The sequence below is a fragment of the Streptomyces sp. NBC_00464 genome (genome assembly GCF_036013915.1).
Lineage (GTDB): Bacteria > Actinomycetota > Actinomycetes > Streptomycetales > Streptomycetaceae > Streptomyces.
In genome coordinates this window covers 4,069,024-4,090,144 of sequence record NZ_CP107899.1, presented here as the reverse complement: position 1 = coordinate 4,090,144, position 21,121 = coordinate 4,069,024, and the positions used below count along the sequence as shown (strand labels likewise).

The following is a 21,121-nucleotide window of genomic DNA, read 5'->3' as shown; positions in this document are numbered from 1 at the left end:
CGCGGCTACCTCCGGCGCCGCAGCGCCCGGCTCACCACCACCGCGGAGGCGAGGGCGAGCGCGGCCGCCGGGGCCACCCAGCGGAGCGTGGCGCCCGCACCGGTCGAATCGGGGGAGGGCACGGGGGCGTACCGGCCGCGCGGCGGAGCGTGGTCGACCTCCTCCGCACTGCGGCCGATCATGGTGCGCCGGGCATGCGCGGCCTCGGCCGGCGGCCCGTCCGGGACGGTGAACTCGATCCCGGCCACCGGATCCATCGCCGAGGGCGGCACCGGGGTGTCGAAGACGGAGGCCTGGTCCGGCGGCTGCTCCCCCGGCGCATCGTCCGCGGCCGCCTCGTGCGAGGGCGCGGACTCGGCGGCACCCGGGACGTCCGCCTCCTCGGCGGCCTCCTCGATGGCCTGCTCCACCGCTTCCCCGACGGCCTGCTCCTCGGCTGCGACGGCGGCCTCGGCGGGCTCGCCCACGTCCTGCGCGGCCCCGTCCGCCGTGTCGGCCCCCGCCCCCGCGTCCCCGGCGAGGGACTCCGTCACCAGCTGCTGCGCGAACCGGTCCAGCAGACGGTGCGCCGTCGACAGCGCGGCCGCCGGGTCCAGCTCCAGCAGGCGGCCGTCGCCGCTCACCGTGCCCTGGAAGGCGATCGCCGTACCGCCGTCGCGATCGGTGAGGCGGACCGTCAGGGCCAGCTTCGCCGAACCGCTGCCCCGCGCCTCCGCCCCCTCGCCCGCCACGGACAGGCCGTACGCGGCCTCCCCGGCCTCCCTGCCCGCCAACGGCGTGAGCCGCAGCGCGCCCCGGTAGGTGATGGTGTGGCCGCCGGCCCGGACCTTGAGCCGGCCGGACAGCGGGCCCGCGGCCGCGTCGGCGTCCTGCTGAAGCCCCGGCACACAGCGGGCGACCCGGGCAGGATCGCCCAGCGTCCGCCGAAGGGCCGGGACCGGAACCGGAACGAACACCTCATGCTCCATGGAAACCGAGCCTACTCAGCCCCGGCCATCACGTCAGCGCTTCGGCACCCCCGAAAGGCCGCCGCCACAGGCCCGGCACGCCCCGCTCACCGCTCCTCCCAGTACCGCGGGTGCACGAGCGTCGAGGGCGCCTGGCCCTCCAGCCGCCCGGACTCCGCCCGCCGCCCGGCGTCCCGCAGCGCCGGGCCCGTGAGGGACCGCAGCCGCGGCGCCCCCGGGTCCAGACCGAGGGCCGGTGCCGCGGCGGGACCGGCCAGCACGAACCCCCAGCCGTGCACCTGTGCCGTCCGGTCCGTCGCCCGGTCGGGGCCGGCGGCGAATCCGGCGTACCGCCCGCTGATCCGATAGGGGCTGGTGTGCAGCCCCGCCGCCCGCATCGACGCCTCGACCGTCCAGTACGTGCGCGGCCGGCTCACGGCCGGCCCCGCGTGCACCACCAGCCGGCCGTCCGGTGCGAGGACCCGGGCGACCAGTCCGTAGAACTCCGCCGAATAGAGCTTCGTACTGGCCGAGATCCCCGGGTCCGGCAGGTCCGCGATCACCACGTCGTAGCGGTCGTGCGCCATCCGCAGCCGGCTGAACGCGTCCCCGGTCACGGCGGTCAGCCGGGGATCGCGGTAGGCGTGCGCGTTCAGTGCGGAGAGCGCGCGGTCCGTACGGGCCAACCGGGTGACGGCGGGGTCCAGCTCCACCACGGTCACGCCCCGCACGTCCGGGTAGCGCAGCACCTCGCGGGCCGCCAGACCGTCGCCGCCGCCCAGGATCAGCACCCGGGCGTGCGGCCCGTTCATCGCCGGGTGCACCAGCGCCTCGTGGTAGCGGTACTCGTCGCGGGAGCTGACCCGCAGGCGCCCGTCCAGATAAAGGTCGAGGGAGCCCCGGCCCCCGCCGGTCAGCACGACCTCCTGGACCTCGGTCTGCACCGCGACCCGCACCTGGTCCCCGTACACCGCCCGCCGCGCCGCCCGCTCGAAGTCGTCGGCCAGCACGGCGGCCGAGGCGAGCACCGCGATCACCGTCACGTTGGCGGCGATCAGCAGCCACCGGGAGCGGGCCGTGAGATCCCGCCGGAACAGCCACAGGACCAGCGCACCGCCCGCCGCCGCGTTGACCGCCCCGGTGAACAGCGCACCCGTGAGCTGCCCGAGCATCGGCAGCAGCAGGAACGGAAATGCCAGCCCTCCGACCAGCGCGCCCACATAGTCGGCGGCGAAGAGGTCGGCCACGGCCCCGCCCGCGTCCTGCCGGTCCACCCGCTGGATCAGCGTCATCAGCAGCGGGATCTCCGCCCCGATCAGGATCCCGATCGCCAGCGAGAACCCGACCAGTGCGTACCGCGACTCCCCGATCCAGGCGAACGACGCGTAGAGCACCAGCGCGGAGAAGCCGCCGACCAGGGCGAGGGCCGCCTCGATCAGCCCGAAGCCGACCGCGGCGTGGCTGCGTAAACGTTTCGCGAGCAGCGAGCCGATGCCCATGGCGAACACCATCACGGACAGCACGACGGACGCCTGGGTGACCGAGTCACCGATCAGGTAGGAGGCGAGGGCGACCAGTTCGAGCTCGTACACCAACCCGCAGGCGGCGCAGATGAAGACGGTGGCCAGCACGAGGTACCGACCGGTCCTCGGTCGCACGGGAAGCCGCGCCGCGCCCCCTCGCAGCGACACCTGCTGGTCGATCATGCCGGGAACGCTACGTCACTGAAACGTCGTCGCTTGTCACCCACAAGGGTGTAATCGACGCGCTCGCAAGGGAGTTGGCGCCGGTCACAGGACCGCCGCTGCCGGCATTCGCACACCCACCCGGGTCCGCGTCACCACCAGCCGCCCCTCCTGCGGATACGCGTGCCAGGTGCGCCACCGCACCTGGCCCTCGGTCCGCTGGGCGAGCATGGCGGTGAAGGCGTGCGGGCTCCCCGGGAACGTCCCGGCCAGTCCGTGGGGATGGTCGGCGACGAGCGCCAGCAACTCCTGCGCACGGCCCGCGAAGGAGCCCGCGCCGAGGGTCTCGACGCGTGCCGCGAACTCGTACTCCCAGTCCCCCAGCCGCTTGGAGACGCCTAAGGGCAGGGGGGTGCTGCTGCCGGGGATACAGGCGACGGTTTCGGAACAGCTGCCGCGCTCCTCTTCCAGAAGTACCTGGTGAGAGGCGCCGAGCAGGCGCAACTGCAGTTGCGCGCCGCCCAGCCGGAGGTCGAGGACGGCCAGCGCCGGGAGCGGTTCACGCCCCAGCGCCCAGGCCAGATCGTCGGCACGGGTGTCGGAATAGGCCGTATGGAGGGTCGTGAGCATGGGTCGGCTCCGCAAAACACACATGGACACGTGGACAGAGGGCGCCCCGACGTGGTGCACGTGGGAGGTGGGAAGCGCCCGATCAGGTCCAACTGGGGTCCGAGGGCTGGATGTTCTCTCAACCGAGGGAATCACGAACTACGCCGCACTCGCAGCGTTTTTACCCAACTTGGCGTGGTTTCCATCCCCTCGGGGGCCTGCCGGTTCAGGTGTTCACCGGCAATGCGCCGCACAGCCCAACGAAAAGACGTCCGGCGGGACTTAGAGGATCTCCCCCCTGAGCCCCGCCGGACGCCCGGCCGGCCGTGCCTGCCCGGCCGCGGACCAGCTGCCCCGTGTCAGCTGCCTCCGCATCCGCCCCCGCCACCGCACGACGAACCACCGCCGCACGAAGACCCCCCGCCGCACGAGTGGCCCCCCGAGTGACCGCCGCCTCCGCTGCCGCCACCGCAGGACGCACCGCCTGTCCCACCGCCCGCGTACCAGCCGGCACCGGCACCACCGCCTACGCGGCGGGCGCGCCTGGCGTCCGACGTCAGCCGAGCGCTCCGGCCACGCCGGGCGTACGACTGCTGCCGGGCTCCCTCCCTCACCCTGAGCCCGACGACGACCGCGAGCACCGCGATCACGACCAGTACCGCGACGAGCATTCCCATGACCTCACGCCCCTCCATCCCCCGAAGCGAGGTCCCCCGCTTCCTGCGTGCCAGGGGGATTCCCCCGCCCCCGTACGGCCAAAGCAGACTTGAGCAACTCCAGAGCTTCCGCGCAGGATGGCGGTCATGACACACGGACGACCGCTGCTCAACCGCCGCCTCGCCGAGTTCGGCACGACGATCTTCGCGGAGATGTCCGCGCTGGCCGTCCGCACCGGCGCCATCAACCTCGGCCAGGGCTTCCCCGACACCGACGGCCCCGAGGAGATCCGCGAGGCCGCGGTCCGCGCCCTGCGCGCCGGCCACGGCAACCAGTACCCGCCGGGGCCGGGCGTCCCCGAACTGCGTACCGCGATCGCCGACCACCAGCAGCACCGCTACGCCCTGACCTACGACCCCGACACCGAGGTCCTCGTCACCGCGGGCGCCACCGAGGCCATCGCGGCCTCCCTGCTGGCGCTCCTGGAGCCCGGCGACGAGGTCATCGCACTGGAGCCGTACTACGACTCGTACGCCGCCTGCATCGCCATGGCGGGCGCCACCCGCGTCCCCGTCACCCTGCACCCCGAGCCCGCCACCGGAACCTACCGGCTGGACCTCGACGAACTGCGCGCCGCCGTCACCCCGCGCACCCGGCTGCTGCTGCTCAACACCCCGCACAACCCCACGGGCACCGTCCTGACCCGCGAGGAACTCGGCGCGATCGCCGAGCTGGCCTGCGAGCGCGATCTCCTCGTCGTCACCGACGAGGTCTACGAGCACCTGGTCTTCGAGGGCGAGCACCTGCCGCTGGCCGGCTTCCCCGGCATGCGCGGGCGGACGGTGACCATCGGTTCGGCCGGCAAGACGTTCTCCTTCACCGGCTGGAAGGTCGGCTGGATCACCGCGAGCCCCGAGCTGGTGACTGCCGTGCGCTCGGCGAAGCAGTTCCTGACCTACGTCTCCGCCGGGCCGTTCCAGTACGCGGTCGCCGAGGCGCTGCGGCTGCCCGACAGCTACTTCGACACGCTGCGCGCGGATCTGCGGGCCAAGCGGGACCTGCTGAGCGGCGGGCTCGCCGAGGCCGGTTTCCAGGTCTACCGCCCGGCCGGCACGTACTTCGTCACCACCGACATCCGCCCGCTGGACAGCGGCGGCGACGGCTTCGCGTTCTGCCGGTCACTGCCGGAGCGGTGCGGGGTGGTGGCCGTCCCGAACGCGGTCTTCTACGACCACCGGGAACAGGGCGCACCCTTCGTGCGCTTCGCGTTCTGCAAGCGTACGGAGGTGCTGGAGGAGGCCGTTTCACGGCTCAAGGGCCTGTGACACGGCACGGCGCGGGTCGCGGTCCGGAGGGGACCGCGACCCGCGCCGTGCTGTCGTGGCGCGTGGCTCAGGCGTCGGGAGCGGCCTGATCCTTGGCGGCCGCAGCAGCGGCACCGGCCGTGCCGGGCGCGTCGGCTGCGCCGGCCGCCTCGTCCGCCTTCTCCTCGGCCGGGGCCAGGCCGAGGTGCTCCAGCAGCCACTTGTCGAACTCGATGGAGGCGCGCACCCAGCTGACCGTCGAGGAGACGAAGTGCTCCAGGGAGACGCCGGTGCCGATGAGCATCTGCGCCTCACCGATCAGCCGGACCGAGGCGCCGGTGTCCTCGGAGCCCTCCTCGGGCTCGTGGGTGTGCGTGTAGACCTTGGGCCACAGGGTGCGGCGGTTCCAGTCGTCGATCGCGTCGAGGAGGACCGGGCGCTGGTCCGTGTCGTGCGGGCGGTCGTAGAACGTACGGACCGAGAAGACCTTCTGCTCGCCCTCGCCACGGAACATGAAGTACGTGCGGAAGTCTTCCCACGGCGCTGCGAGGTCGCCCTCGTCGTCGACGACGTACTTCAGCTCCATCTGCTCCAGGAGCTGCTTGACGAGGTCCTGGTCAGGGACGACGGGGCCCTCCGGTCCTGCCGCCTGCGGTTCGGGCTGGCCCCCGAAGTTAGGAATCGAGGACGGATCGATGCTCACCGTAATTTCCCTTCGTGCGGTTGGCTGCCATCCTCTCCCATGCCGGGCGGGGCATGGCAAGCCCGGACGGCCCCGATCCGCCACAAGCTGATATCCAGCCGGTGGGGACCGGGGCCGCCGGTTACGCCACATGTGCTCCGGTCAGGTCGCCCGGCCGACGGTCAGACCGTCGCCCTCCCGGTCGACGCGGACCGTGTCGCCGTCCGTGATCCCGCCCGCGAGGATCTCCTTCGCGAGCCGGTCGCCGATCGCCGTCTGGATGAGGCGGCGCAGCGGCCGGGCACCGTAGGCCGGGTCGTTGCCCTCCTCGGCCAGCCAGGCCAGGGCGGCCGGGGTGACGTCGAGGGTGAGCTGCCGGTCGGCCAGCCGCTTGGCGAGCCGGTCGATCTGGAGCCCCGCGATGTGGGCGAGCTCGTCGCCGGACAGGGCGGAGAAGACGACCAGGTCGTCGAGCCGGTTGAGGAACTCCGGCTTGAAGGACGCCCGCACGACGTCCAGGACCTGCTGCTTCTTCTCCTCGGGCTTGGTCAGGGGGTCGACCAGGTACTGGCTGCCGAGGTTGGACGTCAGGATCAGGATGGTGTTCCGGAAATCCACCGTCCGGCCCTGTCCGTCGGTGAGCCGCCCGTCGTCGAGGACCTGGAGCAGGACGTCGAAGACCTCGGGGTGCGCCTTCTCCACCTCGTCCAGCAGGACGACGCTGTACGGCCGGCGGCGGACCGCCTCCGTGAGCTGGCCGCCCTCCTCGTAGCCGACGTACCCGGGCGGGGCGCCGACCAGCCGGGCGACGCTGTGCTTCTCGCCGTACTCGCTCATGTCGATGCGGACCATGGCCCGCTCGTCGTCGAAGAGGAAGTCGGCGAGGGCCTTCGCCAGCTCGGTCTTGCCGACACCGGTGGGGCCGAGGAAGAGGAACGATCCGGTGGGCCGGTCGGGGTCGGCGATTCCGGCCCGGGTGCGGCGTACCGCGTCCGAGACGGCCTGCACGGCCTCGGTCTGCCCGATGAGGCGCCGGCCCAGCTCGTCCTCCATGCGCAGCAGCTTCTGGGTCTCGCCCTCCAGGAGGCGGCCCGCCGGGATACCGGTCCAGGCACCGACGACATCGGCGATGTCGTCCGGGCCGACCTCGTCCTTGACCAGGGTCTCCTTGGGCTCCTTCGCGGCCTCCTGCTCGGCTTCGGCGGCCTCGGCCAGCTCGCGCTCCACGCCGGGGATCTCCCCGTACAGCAGCTTGGACGCGGTGTCGAAGTCACCGTCGCGCTGGGCCCGTTCGGCCTGTCCGCGCAGGTCGTCGAGGCGTTCCTTGAGTTCACCGACGCGGTTGAGGCCCTGCTTCTCCTTCTCCCAGCGGGCGTTGAGACCGCGCAGCTCCTCCTCCTTGTCGGCGAGGTCGCGGCGCAGCTTCTCAAGACGCTGCTTGGAGGCCGTGTCGGACTCGTTCTTGAGGGCCAGTTCCTCCATGAGCAACCGGTCGACGGAGCGCTGGAGTTCGTCGATCTCGACGGGCGAGGAGTCGATCTCCATCCGGAGCCGGGAGGCCGCCTCGTCGACGAGGTCGATGGCCTTGTCGGGAAGGAAGCGGGAGGTGATGTAGCGGTCGGAGAGCGTGGCGGCGGCGACCAGGGAGGCGTCCGCGATCTGCACCTTGTGGTGGGCCTCGTAGCGGCCCTTGAGCCCGCGCAGGATCGCGATGGTGTCCTCGACGGACGGCTCCGCCACGAGCACCTGCTGGAAGCGGCGCTCCAGGGCGGGGTCCTTCTCGATCCGTTCGCGGTACTCGTCGAGCGTGGTGGCGCCGACCATCCGCAGTTCGCCGCGGGCCAGCATGGGCTTGAGCATGTTGCCCGCGTCCATGGCGGAGTCGCCTCCGGCGCCCGCGCCGACGACGGTGTGCAGCTCGTCGATGAACGTGATGATCTGGCCGTCGCTCTCCTTGATCTCGGAGAGGACGGTCTTCAGGCGCTCCTCGAACTCGCCGCGGTACTTCGCGCCCGCGACCATGGCGCCCAGGTCCAGCGAGACGAGCCGCTTGTTCTTCAGGGACTCGGGGACGTCGCCCTTGACGATGCGCTGGGCGAGCCCTTCGACGACGGCGGTCTTGCCGACGCCGGGCTCACCGATGAGCACCGGGTTGTTCTTGGTGCGGCGTGACAGCACCTGGACGACGCGGCGGATCTCCTGGTCGCGCCCGATGACCGGGTCGAGCTTGCCCTCGCGCGCGGCCGCGGTGAAGTCCGTACCGAATTTCTCCAGGGCCTTGTACTGACCCTCCGGGTCCGGTGTGGTCACCCGGCGCCCTCCCCTGCTCTTCTCGAACGCGTCCAGCAGCTTCTTCGCACTGGCACCCTGCCCGTCGAGGATCTCACCGGCCCGGCCGCCCTTCGCAGCGATGCCGATGAGCAGGTGCTCGGTGGAGATGTAGTCGTCGCCGAGCTCCTTGGCCCGCCGGGCGGCGTCGTCGATGACGGCGAGCAGCTCGCGGTTGGGCTGGGGCGGGGCGACGGTCGAGCCGGTGACGCTGGGCTGGGCGCCCAGGAGCCGCTCGGTCTCGGTACGTACGGCGATCTGGTCCGCCTCGACGGCGGCCAGCAGATCGATGATGTTCTCGTTGTCCTCACCCGCGAGCAGCGCGAGCAGCAGATGCCCCGGGGTCAGATCGGGGTGCCCGTCCTTCACGGCCCTGCTGGTGGCCGCGTTGATGGCGTCCCGGCTCCTGTTGGTCAGCTCGGCGTCCACGTGCGCGCTCTCCTCCTTGCGGTGACTGGTCCGTCCTCACTACTGACACGATCAACGTGCACAAAGTTGAGTCTATTCCACTCAAGGCAAGAACGGGCGACTTCCGGGCCCTCTTCCGCTCCGAGTGAACCGGCGCCTCGGCCCGCCCGCCACCGCGGAGCGGCCCGGGACTGCCTACGCTGGCCCCATGGCAGTCGATGTACGCAATCCCGGCCCGGAGTACCTCGCGTTCTGGCGCGAGTCCCATCTGTGCACCCTCACCACGCCCCGCCCCGACGGCACCCCGCACGTGGTGCCGGTCTGTGTGACGTACGACCCCGAGGCCGGCCTCGCCCGCATCATCACCAACAAGAACAGCCGCAAGGTCGCCAACATCCTGGCCGCGGGCCCGGACGGCGCCCGCGTCGCCGCCTGCCAGGTGCACCGGGCACGCTGGGCGACCCTGGAGGGCGTCGCCAGGGTCCGTACGGAGCAGGACAGGGTCGAGACGGCCGTACGCCGCCACATGGAGCGCTACGAGCGCACGCCGTCGCCCAACCCCGACCGGGTCGTCATCGAGATCAGCCTGGACCGGGCACTCGGCCGGGGGTGACCCCGCAGCGGCCGCCGGGCGCTCGGCCGGGGGTGACCCGCAGCGGCCGCCAGGCGCTCGGCCGGGGGTGACCCGCAGCGGCCGCCAGGCGTGCCACCCCGCCCTTCCCGGCCGTCAGCTGCCGCCCTCCGACCAGGGCCGGCGGGGCGGCACCGGCGGCGGCGCCATCGGCGCAGGCGCCTGCGCCTGGACCGGGAGGGACGCCGCGACCTCCTCCTCGATCTGCGGGAGACCGTGCGGGAAGGCCGCTTCGGGAGCGACCACGCGTCCGTCGACGGCGGCGTACAGCCCTTCCCTGGCGGCGGCGTGCAACGCCTCCCGCAGAGCGCGCGGCGGCTCGGTCCGCATGACGACCTTCTCCATGTCGCTGCCGCCGAAGCCCCTGACGAAGTCGGAGACGAACTGCCCGACGAGCTCGGTGCCCCGCCGCTCGCGCCACATCACCCAGCCCAGATAGAGGCTGGTGCCATAGGCGAATACCGAGAGGTACGCGACGTAACTCCCGTCCTGGAGCGCCATCCGGTGGGTCACCCGGGGGTTCTCGCCTTCGGTGCGGATGCGGCGGAACACCGGTACGACCGGCAGCCGGCGCTCCTGCACGACCCTGGCGATCTCGGTGTACGCCGATTCGGCGTGCGCCTCCCGGTCGGCCAGCAGGACCCGCCACTCACCGACCGGCTCGGTGATCTTCGACGCCAGGAAGACGGCGACGAACGCGATCATCGCGATCTGCATGCCGATCCCCATGATCCCGAGCCCGCTCTGCGGATCACCGGCCAGGGCGACGAGCCCGACGAAGCCGAAGAGGAGAAGCACGCCGAACGCCACGGCGGCGGCCCTCAGCCACACCGCCAGAAAGACCTTCCCGTTCACCGTTTCGTCGAAGGAGACCTCCACCTCGCGGTGGAGCAGCATCTTGTCGAGGTATGCGGCATCGCCGTCATGTCCGCGCCGGCCCGGCAGTTCTTCGACCTCGTGTCCGCTCATGAATGACCCTTGGGGTGGAAGGGCGGAGCATGGAGGACCGCGCCCTCACCCACACAGACGGCGCACTTTGACACCTTCTGAGCTGCTCCGACCGGAATGTCTCCGGGAGAAGCACAACGGCGCCACCGTGTTCAGGTCACGGTGGCGCCGTTGTGTGGGGGAGTGTCTGAGCGACGTGGAACGACGGGGGATCGCTCAGGCACTGCGGGGGGTGGCGGAGATGGCTTCGGGTTCGAACAGCTGGTGATCGCGCTGCGCGAGGTTCACGAAAATCATGTCGTACCGAATGGCACAGCGCACGGGCTGCGGTGCTCCGCGCGGTTTGCGGAGGCAGCGGTAGGCGCGCAGCTCCCCGTCGTCCTCACGGGCGACGACGACCGGGTCACCGAACAGAGTGACCATCAACGAATCACCACGATGAGGAAGCGCCGTGACGAGGTCGATGAAATGCCACCCTGAGCGGTAGGCGGTTGCCATCTCACGCCGGAAGGTCCGGTCGTCCGGCGGCGTGGTCATGTCAGACGCCCGCCGAAGTCGACGTGAAACCCCACGTGATGTCGCCCTTGGCATCCTTCGGCGCAACGCCGCCCCACGTGATGTCCCCGACAGGGGCTGCTGCGACGCGACTCGATGACGAGTCGGGCGCGACCTCCCACGTAATGTCGGTGGCACCCAGCACGCCGTAAGCCAAGGCCCCCGCAAACGCAGTGGCAAGCACCGAGCGAAGCATTCGCTTATACATTTCGGCTTCGTCCTCACTTGATGGGTCATCTCCCCCGCACGTAAGACGATGTCTCACCCAGGGACGCGAACACCACTGGGTCGATGCATCATGTTCCTGCTGGTTCAAGAACATGGGGGGTGGAGATATGGCCACAAGTAGACCGAATACGGGACATCCTCATGGGATCACCGATCTGTGCGAAGCAGGGCAGCGCCTTTATGCCAGTGCACTGCGATCAGGACGGATACCTCGCTCCGATGTGGCGCCCGCACCGTGCCTGATGGACTTCGCCCTGCTGCACCCGGACCCCGACGACCCCGAGTGGCTCCGTCCCGTACCTCCGTCGGCCGCACTCGCGCAGCGACTCCACCCCATCGAGCGGGAGATCCAGGACCGGCGTCGCCGCTCCCTCGAACTGGCTGAATCCTTCGAACCGTTCATGGACATCAGCGCACAGGACGCACCGACCACGCACGCCATCACCGTGCTGGAAGGCAACGCCAGAATCAATGCCGCCATCGATGTCGCGACGGCCGAGTGCACCACCGAAGTCCTCACCATCCAGCCGGGCGGCGGGCGCAGCGAGCTCATTCTCAGCAAAGGCGTCGAGCGCGGACAGGCCGTGATCGACCGCGGCGTCAGCATTCGCACGCTTTATCAGCACACCGTCCGGCACCACCATGGGACGTATGCCTACGCCGAGCGTCTGGCGGAGGGCAAGGTCGAGATCCGCACCCTCGAGGAACTCGTCGAGCGCATGCTCGTCTTCGACCACACGGTGGCCTTCATCCCTGCCCAGGAGGACGCGGAAGTGGCACTGGAGCTGCGCCACCCGGGCCTGGTGGCATACCTGACCAGGGTGTTCGAACAGCTCTGGCAGCGCGCCACCCCGCTTCTGGAGGACGTGCGGTACGAGCCCACCCCGGAGGGCATAAGCGGCGTCCAGCGCTCCATCGCTCAACTCCTCGTAGAAGGACACGTCGACGACTCGATCGCCCGGCGCCTCGGCATGAACGTGCGCACCTGCCGAACTCATATCGCCAAACTGAACGCCGCCCTCGGCAGCAAGAGCCGGACGCAACTCGGTTATCTGATCGCCCGGTCAGGAATCCTGGAACAGGATTCCTGACCGGCCGGCACCCAAAGTTCCCCACCCCCGGGCCGGGGGCACAACCACGCAACGGGGGAGAGCATGGTCGTGCCCTGAATCAGCCGGGGGAGTTCCCGGCTCCCCCAACAGGTCAACACTCCCCCGGTCGCTAGGGTTTCACCACCGTCATCTTGTTGCACTGCAAGGAATGAGGGGGTCCAGATGGGCACGGAAACGGTCATACCAAATCACCCGCACAGCGACTCCGAACTGTGCGAGCCGGCAATCCGGCTCTACTCCGAATCCCTGCGACACGGCCGCATCGCACGAGCGGAGATCTCATCGGCCCCCTGCCTCGTCGAAATGGCCCTGCTCCACCCGGACCCCCGGGATCCGACGATGCTGTGCCCTGCCACGCCTTCGGCCGCGCTCGCCCATCTGCTGCAGCCCATCACGCGCAACGTCTATGAACAGATACGCCGCAGCGCGGCCCTGGTCGACTCCCTCGCCCCCTTGGCGGCCATCGCCAGCGAGGACCCCAACCTGTCCATCACCGTGCTCGAAGGCAAGAGGCTGATCGGCGCCGCTCTCCACGAGGCAGCCACCGTCGCCGACACGGAAGTGCTGACGGCCCAGCCAGGCGGCCACCGATCACCCGAACAGATCCAGCAGGGCCTCTCCAACGGCCTGTCGGCTGTGGACAGAGGAGCCCGGCTCCGCCACATCTACCAGCACCCGGCACGCTACAGCGCGCCCCTCAGGAACTACCTGGAGCAGATGCCACCAGGACAGGTGCAGGTCAGAACGATGGAACAGACCATCGACCGGCTCATCATCTTCGACCACGCGACAGCGTTCATTCCCGCGACGGCCGACCGGAATGTGGCTCTCCAGATCCGGCATCCGGCGCTGGTCCGTTACCTGGTGCAGGTGTACGAAGTCCTGTGGGCGCAGGCGACCCCGATCGCCGAGCAACTGCAGACAGCAGCCCCGGGCACTCCCGCCACCGCCGTCCAGCTCAGCATCGCCCGGCTCCTGGTCCAGGGACACCACGACGAGGCTGTGGCGAAGAAGCTGGGCTTCAGCGTCCGCACCTGCCGCACGCACATCGCCAAGCTCATGCAGACCCTCGGCGCCACCAGCCGCACCCATCTCGGCGCCCTCCTCGTCCGCTCCGGCATCGCCGAGCCCGTACCGCCGGTCACGACGGAGAAGCCCGCCGCCCCTGACGTTCCGGGGTGACGGGCTTCTCCGTGGCGGGGATCGAATCCCCTCAGTCCTTCGGCCTCTTCGGCCGCCAGACCACCAAGGCGCTGGTCTGCTGCACATCCTGATACGGCACCAGGTCGCGCCGGTACGACGCGTGCACCTGCGCCTCGCGCTGCCGCATGGCCACCGCCGCCCCGTCCACGGCCGCCGAGAGCTCGGCGACGCGCTGCTGGAGGGCCGCGACCTGGTTCTCCAGTTCGATGATGCGCTTGATGCCGGCCAGGTTGATGCCCTCGTCCTGCGACAGCTGCTGCACGGTGCGCAGCAGCTCGATGTCGCGGGCCGAGTAGCGCCGTCCGCGTCCGGCCGTGCGGTCGGGCGAGACCAGGCCGAGGCGGTCGTACTGGCGCAGCGTCTGAGGATGCAGGCCCGAGAGCTGGGCCGCGATCGAGATCACGTACACCGGGGATTCATCGGTGAGTTCGTACGGATTGCGTCGTCGGCCGTCCACCTCAAGCTCCCTTCGCTGCCTGGAACAGCTCCGCCCGCGGGTCCTGGTCCGCGGTCGCCTTTCGGTAGGCCTCCAACGCGTCCCGGGCGTCGGTGCCCAGGTCCGTGGGGACCGTCACCTCCACGGTGACCAGCAGGTCACCGCGGGTGCCGTCCTTGCGGACCGCGCCCTTGCCGCGGGCCCGCATGGTGCGCCCGTTGGGCGTGCCGGCCGGAAGCTTCAGGGTGACCGGCGGTCCGCCGAGCGTGGGGACCTTCACCTCGCCGCCGAGCGCCGCCTCCGTGAAGGTGACGGGCACGGTGACCGTGAGGTTGTCGCCCTTGCGGCCGAAGACCGGGTGGGCGTCGACGTGGACGACGACATAGAGGTCGCCGGCCGGTCCGCCGCGCTCGCCCGGGGCGCCCTTGCCGCGCAGCCGGATCCGCTGGCTGTCGAGGACGCCCGCCGGAATCCTGACCTGCATGGTGCGGGACGACTTCGCCCGGCCGCTGCCCTTGCAGACCTCGCAGGGGTCCTGGGCGATGAGGCCCCGGCCCTTGCAGTCCACGCAGGGGTCGGTGAGCGAGAATCCGCCGCCGCTGCCGCGCGAGACCTGCCCGGTGCCGACGCAGGTCGGGCAGACCCTGGGGCTGCCGTTCTTGTCGCCGGTGCCGGAGCACGCCTTGCAGGGTGCCTGGCTGGACATCCGCAACGGGACCGTGGCCCCGTCGACCGCCTCGGTGAAGCTGAGCGTCACCTCGGACTCGATGTCCTGGCCGCGGCGCGGCTGTACCCGTGTGCCGGTACCGCCGCCGCCCCGGTTGAAGAGGCCGCCGAAGACATCTCCCAGGCCGCCGCCGCCGAACCCGCCGGCTCCGCCCGGGGCACCTCCGAAGAGGTCCCCCAGGTCGAAGTTGCCCTGGGCTCCGCCGGGTCCGGCGCGGAAGCCGCCGTTGCCGAAGAGGGCGCGCGCCTCGTCGTACTCCTTGCGCTTCTTGGTGTCACCGAGGATGTCGTTCGCCTCGGAGATCTCCTTGAAGCGCTCCTCCGCCTTGTCGTTGCCCTTGTTGGCGTCCGGGTGGAACTCGCGGGCGAGCTTCCGGTACGCCTTCTTGATCTCGGCGTCGGTGGCGTCCTTCGGGACGCCGAGAACCTTGTAGTAGTCCTTCTCGACGAAGTCCTTCGTACTCATCGACGTCCCTCCTTCCGGACGACCGGCCACATGGCCGGACGGGTGGGAGGTCGGTGTGCTGCCAGGTGGTCGGACGGAATGTCAGACCTCCTCGCCGCCACCGCTCTCCTCGTCGTCACTCTTCTCTTCCTTCGCGGACGCGGGCGTCGCCCCCGGCTGGGGTTCGGCCACCGCCACCCGCGCGGGACGGATGGTGCGCTCGCCGATCCGGTACCCGGGCTGCAGGATCGCCACGCAGGTCGTCTCGGTGACGTCCGGCGCGTACGAGTGCATCAGGGCCTCGTGGATCGTCGGGTCGAAGGGCTCGCCCTCCTTGCCGAACTGCTGCAGTCCGAGCTTGGCGACGACCGTCTCCAGCGATTCGGCCACCGACTTGAACCCGCCCACGAGCTCACCGTGCTCACGGGCCCGGCCGACGTCGTCGAGCACGGGCAGGAGCTCGGACAGGAGACCCGCGACTGCGATCTCCTTGACCGTGACCCGGTCCCGCTCCACGCGGCGGCGGTAGTTCTGGTACTCGGCCTGGAGCCGCTGGAGGTCGCCCGTGCGCTCGGAGAGCGCGGTGCGGACCTGGTCCAGCTGAGCGGTCAGTGCCGTTGTCTGGTTCGCGTCCCCGGCCGGGGCCGCCTCCTCCTCCGAAGAGGGGGTGGCGGCCTTCGGCTCGGCGTCGTCAGGGGTGGCGCCGGAGGGGACGTCGGGCTTCTCCTCGAAGCCCGGAGTCTCCTCGGTCACGCCGCACCGCCCTTGGAGTCCTTCTCGTCGTCGACGATCTCGGCGTCGACGACATCGTCCTGGGCGTCGCCCTGGGCCTGGTCGGCACCCGGCTGCGCGTCGGCCTGCGGGCCGCCCTCGGCCTGGGCGTTGGCGTACATCGCCTGGCCCAGCTTCTGGGAGACGGCCGCGACCTTCTCGGTGGCCGTGCGGATCTCGGCGGTGTCCTCGCCCTTGAGCTTCTCCTTCAGCTCGGTGAGCGCGGTCTCCACCTCCGTCTTCACGTCGCCGGGGACCTTGTCCTCGTTGTCCTTGAGGAACTTCTCCGTCTGGTAGACGAGCTGCTCGCCCTGGTTGCGCGACTCGGCGGCCTCGCGACGACGGTGGTCCTCGTCCGCGTACTGCTCGGCCTCTTCGCGCATCCGGTTGACCTCGTCCTTCGGCAGCGAGGAGCCACCGGTGACGGTCATCTTCTGCTCCTTGCCGGTGCCGAGGTCCTTGGCAGCGACGTGCATGATGCCGTTGGCGTCGATGTCGAACGCGACCTCGATCTGCGGCACGCCACGCGGGGCCGGCGGCAGACCGGTCAGCTCGAACATTCCGAGCTTCTTGTTGTACGCCGCGATCTCGCGCTCGCCCTGGTAGACCTGGATCTGCACGGACGGCTGGTTGTCCTCGGCCGTCGTGAAGATCTCCGAGCGCTTGGTCGGGATCGTGGTGTTGCGCTCGATGAGCTTGGTCATGATCCCTCCCTTGGTCTCGATACCGAGGGACAGCGGGGTGACGTCGAGGAGCAGGACGTCCTTGACCTCGCCCTTGAGGACACCGGCCTGGAGCGAGGCGCCGATGGCGACGACCTCGTCCGGGTTCACACCCTTGTTGGCGTCCTGGCCGCCCGTGAGCTCCTTGACGAGCTCGGCGACGGCCGGCATACGGGTCGAGCCACCGACGAGAACGACGTGGTCGATCTCGGAGAGCTGGATGCCCGCGTCCTTGATGACGTTCTGGAACGGGCTCTTGCAGCGGTCCAGGAGGTCGGCGGTGAGCTGCTGGAACTGCGAGCGCGTGAGCTTCTCGTCCAGGTGCAGCGGGCCCTCGGCCGACGCCGTGATGTACGGCAGGTTGATCGAGGTCTCCGTCGAGGACGACAGCTCGATCTTCGCCTTCTCCGCGGCCTCGCGGAGACGCTGGAGAGCCATCTTGTCCTTGGACAGGTCCACGCCGTGACCGTTGGCGAACTGCTTCACCAGGTAGTCGACGACGCGCTGGTCCCAGTCGTCACCACCGAGGTGGTTGTCACCGTTGGTGGCCTTCACCTCGACGACGCCGTCGCCGATCTCCAGGAGGGACACGTCGAAGGTGCCGCCACCGAGGTCGAAGACGAGGATCGTCTGGTCGTCCTTGTCGAGCCCGTACGCCAGCGCGGCGGCCGTCGGCTCGTTGACGATACGCAGGACGTTCAGGCCCGCGATCTCGCCGGCCTCCTTCGTCGCCTGACGCTCGGAGTCGTTGAAGTACGCCGGGACGGTGATGACCGCGTCGGCCACCTTCTCGCCCAGGTAGGCCTCGGCGTCACGCTTGAGCTTCTGCAGGATGAAGGCGCTCATCTGCTGCGGGTTGAAGCCCTTGCCGTCGATCTCGATCTTCCAGTCAGTGCCCATGTGGCGCTTGACCGAACGGATCGTCCTGTCGACGTTCGTGACTGCCTGGCGCTTGGCGACCTCGCCGACCAGCACCTCGCCGTTCTTCGCGAAAGCGACGACGGACGGCGTGGTCCTGGCGCCTTCGGCGTTGGTGATGACGGTGGGCTCGCCGCCTTCGAGAACGCTGACGACGGAGTTAGTCGTGCCCAGGTCGATGCCGACCGCACGTGCCATTTCAATTCCTCCAACTGACTACTTGAGTGGATCTGACTCAAGGATGCATGACACCCGTCCCAGTGTCAACAGACCTGAGTCGAGTCGACTCAACTAACGTGAACGCACCCCACCTCACCAGGCAAAACACAGCGATTCATGACGGTGGACACACGCCACACACAGGTGATCGACGGCAGACCGGGCCCGCGTACGGGCGACACCTGCCCGCCCCGCGGGGCACACGCGCCTCCCCATCATCGCCTCGTGGGATCGTTCTGTCACAAAATGCCGTGAGCCGCGCAAAACCGGCGCACGAGCCACCGACTCCAGTCAGCCGACCCAGGCAGGTGCGAACGATGCAGACGCAGAGGCGAGGGCAGAGTCACGGGCCGCGGCAGCGGCGGAGACCGGCCGGACACACCTGGCGGCCCCCGCGGGCCTCACGCCTCACCGCCGCCCGCACGGCCCTGAGGTCACTGGCCCCGGCGGCCCCACCTCGCCCCACCGCGAAGCGCGCCCTGGACCTGACCCTCGGCTCTGCCCTCCTGGTCCTGGCCGCCCCCCTCCTCGCCGCGGCCGCCCTGACCCTTGCCGTGCAGCGCGGCTCCGGGGGCGTACTGACACGGTCGACCCGGATGGGAGCGGACGGCAGACCCTTCGCACTGCGGTCGCTGCGCACCCGGCGGCTGCGGCTGCACGTGATCTCCCGGCTGCCCCACGTCGTACGGGGCGAGCTCTCCCTCGTCGGCCCCGCCCCGCTCACACCGGGGCGCGCGCAGGAGCTCCCGGCCGGTGCGCGAAACTGGCGGCGGGAGCTGAAACCCGGCCTGACCGGCCTGGCCCAGATCCGCCACCGCTCGACGATGCCGTGGGACGAGCCGGATCTCCTCGACCAGCACTACGCCGAGCACCACCGGCTGGGTCTGGACCTGGCGATCCTCGCGGAAGCCGTCGGCACACCCCTGCGCGAGGCGGTCCGGGGCCTCGCGCGGCGCGGCAAGGCAGACCTGAGCGACACAGATCACCGCCTGCCCGGCTACAGGACGGCGGAATAAGTGGATAGTGTCAGCACAGACTGATTAAGTTACCGCTTAGTAAGATCACTTGACAGAATCACTCAGTAAGACTGCTCAGCAAGCATCGTTCACCGCTTGGTAAGCATCATTCATCGCTGGATCCCACCCTCGCAGGCCCGAGGAGCCCCTACATGCAACTCGCCGCGATCATCGTGTCGCTGGTGCTGACCGTCGTCGGCGTTGCGCTCATCGCCCGAGCGGTCGCGCAGATCTACCGGTTCGTCCGCCTCGGACAGCCGGTACCGGCAGGCAGCCGCACCGACGACCCCAAGCAGCGCACGATCACCCTGGTCAAGGAGTTCCTCGGCCACACCCGGATGAACCGGTGGGGCATCGTGGGCTTCGCGCACTGGTTCGTCGCCATCGGCTTCCTGACGCTGCCGCCGACGCTGCTCCAGGCGTACGGACAGCTCTTCAAGGCCGACTGGGTGCTGCCGATCATCGGTGAATGGCTGCCGTTCGAGCTCTACATCGAGTTCATCGGCCTGATGACGACGGTCGGCATCCTCGTGCTGATCGCCATCCGGCTGCTGAACCTCCCCTCCCGGGCCGGCCGCAAGTCGCGGTTCGCGGGCTCGAAGGCCTGGCAGGCGTACTTCGTCGAGTACGTGATCCTCGTCATCGGCCTGGCGATCCTGACCCTGCGCGGTCTCGAGGGCGCGATCCACCACGTCGAGGGCTACGAGGCCGCGTACTTCGTCTCGTACCCGCTGGTCCTCGCCTTCAAGGGACTCGCACTCGGCACGCTGCAGAACCTCATCTACTTCACCGCGATGGTCAAGATCGGCGTCTCGCTGATCTGGATGATCACGGTCTCGCTCAACACCAACATGGGTGTCGCCTGGCACCGCTTCCTCGGCTTCCCGAACATCTGGTTCAAGCGGAACGCCGACGGCGAGGTCGCGCTGGGAGCACTCCAGCCGATGACCTCGGGCGGCCAGGAGATCGACTGGGAGGACCCGGCCGAGGACGCCGTCTTCGGTGTCTCCCAGGTCGAGCAGTTCTCCTGGAAGGGCATCCTCGACTTCTCCACGTGTACGGAGTGCGGCCGCTGCCAGTCGCAGTGCCCCGCCTGGAACACGGGCAAGCCGCTCTCCCCGAAGCTGCTGATCATGTCCCTGCGCGACCACGCGCACGCCAAGGCCCCGTATCTGCTGGCCGGCGGCGGCAAGGACATGGAGGGCAACGAGAAGGCTTCGGCCGAGGCCCTGAAGGACGTCCCCGCGGCCGCCCTCGCCGAGGCCGAGCGCCCGCTGATCGGCACGGTCGAGGAGAACGGCGTCATCGACCCGGACGTCCTCTGGTCCTGCACCACCTGCGGTGCGTGCGTGGAGCAGTGCCCGGTCGACATCGAGCACATCGACCACATCGTCGACATGCGCCGCTACCAGGTGATGATCGAGTCCGCGTTCCCGTCCGAGGCGGGCACGATGCTCAAGAACCTGGAGAAGAAGGGCAACCCCTGGGGTCTTGCCAAGAAGCAGCGCGTCGAGTGGACCAAGGAGGTCGACTTCGAGGTCCCGATCGTCGGGAAGGACGTCGAGGACCTCACCGAGGTCGACTACCTCTACTGGGTCGGCTGCGCCGGCGCCCTGGAGGACCGGGCCAAGAAGACCACGAAGGCCTTCGCGGAGCTCCTCCACATCGCGGGCGTCAAGTTCGCGATCATGGGCGGCGACGAGAAGTGCACGGGTGACTCGGCCCGCCGCCTGGGCAACGAGCCGCTGTTCCAGCAGCTCGGCCAGGAGAACGTCGCGATGCTGAACATGGCGTTCGGCGAGGACGACGAGGACGACTCCACAAAGAAGGCGAAGGCGACGAAGAAGATCGTCGCCACCTGCCCGCACTGCTTCAACACCATCGCGAACGAGTACCCGCAGCTCGGCGGCGAGTACGAGGTCATCCACCACACGCAGCTGCTCCAGCATCTGGTGGACGAGGGCAAGCTGATCCCGGTGACCCCGGTCGAGGGCCTGATCACGTACCACGACCCCTGCTACCTGGGCCGTCACAACAAGATCTACACGCCCCCGCGCGAGATCATCGCGAAGGTCCCGGGTCTGCGGAACGAGGAGATGCACCGCCACAAGGAGCGCGGCTTCTGCTGCGGCGCCGGCGGTGCCCGGATGTGGATGGAGGAGCGGATCGGCAAGCGCATCAACAACGAGCGCGTCGACGAGGCCCTCTCCCTCAACCCGGACATCGTCTCCACCGCCTGCCCGTTCTGCCTCGTCATGCTGACCGACTCGGTCAACGGCAAGAAGAACGACGGCAAGGCGAAGGAGTCGATCCAGGTGGTCGACGTGTCGCAGCTGCTGCTCGACTCCGTGAAGACCCCGGCCGACCCGGCGGGCGAACCGGAAGCGGCGGACGCGCCGGAGCCGGAACCGGCGAAGTAACCGGAACCGCGCCACCGCGTTGCACAAGCGGCCGGACCTGCCTCGGGGGCAGGACCGGCCGCTTCTGCTCTGCGGCTCGGGTGGCGCATGATGTGGGACGGCCGGGACGGCCGAGACGTACGTACGAGGTATTCCTGCGGGAGTACGTATT

At 69.8% G+C, this 21,121-nt stretch carries 17 protein-coding genes; 6 read left to right on the top strand and 11 right to left on the bottom strand.

Translation table 11 applies throughout. The annotated features are described in order from the left end of the window. Positions 1-5: 5 nt before the first annotated feature. The 3 genes from OG912_RS18455 to OG912_RS18445 form a co-directional block, all read right to left on the bottom strand. A complete protein-coding gene (locus tag OG912_RS18455; protein ID WP_327710314.1) occupies positions 6-968 on the bottom strand; it encodes an SRPBCC domain-containing protein in 963 nt (320 codons plus the stop codon). A gap of 86 nt (positions 969-1,054) precedes the next feature. Next, positions 1,055-2,653, bottom strand: coding sequence for a polyamine aminopropyltransferase (locus OG912_RS18450; RefSeq protein ID WP_327710313.1), 1,599 nt, complete (start codon positions 2,651-2,653; stop codon positions 1,055-1,057). 84 nt (positions 2,654-2,737) lie between these two features. After that, positions 2,738-3,262 carry a DUF2617 family protein gene (locus OG912_RS18445; RefSeq protein ID WP_326737185.1) on the bottom strand — a complete coding sequence of 175 codons (525 nt, stop codon included), beginning with the start codon at positions 3,260-3,262 and terminating at the stop codon, positions 2,738-2,740. A gap of 782 nt (positions 3,263-4,044) precedes the next feature. Here OG912_RS18445 and OG912_RS18440 point away from each other — a divergent pair. After that, positions 4,045-5,223: a pyridoxal phosphate-dependent aminotransferase gene (locus OG912_RS18440; RefSeq protein ID WP_327710312.1), complete on the top strand. Its 1,179-nt coding sequence runs from the start codon at positions 4,045-4,047 to the stop codon at positions 5,221-5,223. Between the two features lie 67 nt (positions 5,224-5,290). Here OG912_RS18440 and OG912_RS18435 read toward each other — a convergent pair whose 3' ends face one another. Further along, positions 5,291-5,905 carry a YbjN domain-containing protein gene (locus OG912_RS18435; protein ID WP_327710311.1) on the bottom strand — a complete coding sequence of 205 codons (615 nt, stop codon included), beginning with the start codon at positions 5,903-5,905 and terminating at the stop codon, positions 5,291-5,293. Between the two features lie 141 nt (positions 5,906-6,046). Beyond that, complete coding sequence (gene clpB / locus OG912_RS18430) at positions 6,047-8,641, bottom strand: ATP-dependent chaperone ClpB (RefSeq protein ID WP_327710310.1); 2,595 nt, start codon at positions 8,639-8,641, stop codon at positions 6,047-6,049. 187 nt (positions 8,642-8,828) lie between these two features. Between clpB and OG912_RS18425 the strand changes: the two genes are divergently transcribed. Next, positions 8,829-9,233 (top strand): pyridoxamine 5'-phosphate oxidase family protein, encoded by a 405-nt coding sequence (locus tag OG912_RS18425; RefSeq protein WP_326737192.1) that lies wholly within the window; start codon positions 8,829-8,831, stop codon positions 9,231-9,233. A gap of 114 nt (positions 9,234-9,347) precedes the next feature. Here OG912_RS18425 and OG912_RS18420 read toward each other — a convergent pair whose 3' ends face one another. Both OG912_RS18420 and OG912_RS18415 read right to left on the bottom strand, forming a co-directional pair. After that, positions 9,348-10,220, bottom strand: a complete 873-nt coding sequence (locus OG912_RS18420; RefSeq protein WP_327710308.1) for a hypothetical protein — start codon at positions 10,218-10,220, stop codon at positions 9,348-9,350. Between the two features lie 195 nt (positions 10,221-10,415). Further along, positions 10,416-10,736 (bottom strand): (2Fe-2S)-binding protein, encoded by a 321-nt coding sequence (locus OG912_RS18415; RefSeq protein ID WP_136314816.1) that lies wholly within the window; start codon positions 10,734-10,736, stop codon positions 10,416-10,418. A 488-nt stretch (positions 10,737-11,224) separates the two neighbouring features. On the opposite strand from OG912_RS18415, the gene OG912_RS18410 reads away from it, so the two are divergent. Then, positions 11,225-12,073 carry a helix-turn-helix transcriptional regulator gene (locus OG912_RS18410; protein WP_326740670.1) on the top strand — a complete coding sequence of 283 codons (849 nt, stop codon included), beginning with the start codon at positions 11,225-11,227 and terminating at the stop codon, positions 12,071-12,073. Between the two features lie 183 nt (positions 12,074-12,256). After that, on the top strand, positions 12,257-13,276 hold the full coding sequence (locus OG912_RS18405; RefSeq protein ID WP_327710307.1) for a helix-turn-helix transcriptional regulator: 1,020 nt from the start codon (positions 12,257-12,259) through the stop codon (positions 13,274-13,276). Between the two features lie 31 nt (positions 13,277-13,307). Here OG912_RS18405 and OG912_RS18400 read toward each other — a convergent pair whose 3' ends face one another. The 4 genes from OG912_RS18400 to dnaK form a co-directional block, all read right to left on the bottom strand. Beyond that, positions 13,308-13,754, bottom strand: coding sequence for a heat shock protein transcriptional repressor HspR (locus OG912_RS18400; protein ID WP_327710306.1), 447 nt, complete (start codon positions 13,752-13,754; stop codon positions 13,308-13,310). A gap of 1 nt (position 13,755) precedes the next feature. Further along, on the bottom strand, positions 13,756-14,925 hold the full coding sequence (gene dnaJ, locus OG912_RS18395) for a molecular chaperone DnaJ (RefSeq protein WP_326737195.1): 1,170 nt from the start codon (positions 14,923-14,925) through the stop codon (positions 13,756-13,758). An 81-nt stretch (positions 14,926-15,006) separates the two neighbouring features. Next, positions 15,007-15,657 carry a nucleotide exchange factor GrpE gene (gene grpE, locus OG912_RS18390; protein WP_327710305.1) on the bottom strand — a complete coding sequence of 217 codons (651 nt, stop codon included), beginning with the start codon at positions 15,655-15,657 and terminating at the stop codon, positions 15,007-15,009. Then, complete coding sequence (gene dnaK, locus OG912_RS18385; RefSeq protein ID WP_326737197.1) at positions 15,654-17,513, bottom strand: molecular chaperone DnaK; 1,860 nt, start codon at positions 17,511-17,513, stop codon at positions 15,654-15,656. Before dnaK ends, grpE begins: the two co-directional genes overlap by 4 nt. Positions 17,514-17,851: 338 nt before the next feature. On the opposite strand from dnaK, the gene OG912_RS18380 reads away from it, so the two are divergent. Both OG912_RS18380 and OG912_RS18375 read left to right on the top strand, forming a co-directional pair. Continuing rightward, on the top strand, positions 17,852-18,550 hold the full coding sequence (locus tag OG912_RS18380) for a sugar transferase (protein ID WP_327710304.1): 699 nt from the start codon (positions 17,852-17,854) through the stop codon (positions 18,548-18,550). Positions 18,551-18,702: 152 nt separating this feature from the next. Beyond that, positions 18,703-20,970: a (Fe-S)-binding protein gene (locus OG912_RS18375; RefSeq protein ID WP_327710303.1), complete on the top strand. Its 2,268-nt coding sequence runs from the start codon at positions 18,703-18,705 to the stop codon at positions 20,968-20,970. Positions 20,971-21,121 lie beyond the last annotated feature (151 nt).

Excerpts from the sequence above, each read along its gene's own strand:
- OG912_RS18455 (WP_327710314.1), bottom strand. The coding sequence starts at position 968 with ATGGAGCATGAGGTGTTCGTTCCGGTTCCGGTCCCGGCCCTTCGGCGG.
- OG912_RS18450 (WP_327710313.1), bottom strand. The coding sequence starts at position 2,653 with ATGATCGACCAGCAGGTGTCGCTGCGAGGGGGCGCGGCGCGGCTTCCC.
- dnaK (WP_326737197.1), bottom strand. The coding sequence starts at position 17,513 with ATGGCACGTGCGGTCGGCATCGACCTGGGCACGACTAACTCCGTCGTC.
- OG912_RS18405 (WP_327710307.1), top strand. The coding sequence starts at position 12,257 with ATGGGCACGGAAACGGTCATACCAAATCACCCGCACAGCGACTCCGAA.
- OG912_RS18445 (WP_326737185.1), bottom strand. The coding sequence starts at position 3,262 with ATGCTCACGACCCTCCATACGGCCTATTCCGACACCCGTGCCGACGAT.
- OG912_RS18410 (WP_326740670.1), top strand. The coding sequence starts at position 11,225 with ATGGACTTCGCCCTGCTGCACCCGGACCCCGACGACCCCGAGTGGCTC.
- dnaJ (WP_326737195.1), bottom strand. The coding sequence starts at position 14,925 with ATGAGTACGAAGGACTTCGTCGAGAAGGACTACTACAAGGTTCTCGGC.
- OG912_RS18425 (WP_326737192.1), top strand. The coding sequence starts at position 8,829 with ATGGCAGTCGATGTACGCAATCCCGGCCCGGAGTACCTCGCGTTCTGG.
- OG912_RS18440 (WP_327710312.1), top strand. The coding sequence starts at position 4,045 with ATGACACACGGACGACCGCTGCTCAACCGCCGCCTCGCCGAGTTCGGC.
- OG912_RS18375 (WP_327710303.1), top strand. The coding sequence starts at position 18,703 with ATGCAACTCGCCGCGATCATCGTGTCGCTGGTGCTGACCGTCGTCGGC.
- OG912_RS18415 (WP_136314816.1), bottom strand. The coding sequence starts at position 10,736 with ATGACCACGCCGCCGGACGACCGGACCTTCCGGCGTGAGATGGCAACC.
- OG912_RS18420 (WP_327710308.1), bottom strand. The coding sequence starts at position 10,220 with ATGAGCGGACACGAGGTCGAAGAACTGCCGGGCCGGCGCGGACATGAC.
- OG912_RS18380 (WP_327710304.1), top strand. The coding sequence starts at position 17,852 with ATGCAGACGCAGAGGCGAGGGCAGAGTCACGGGCCGCGGCAGCGGCGG.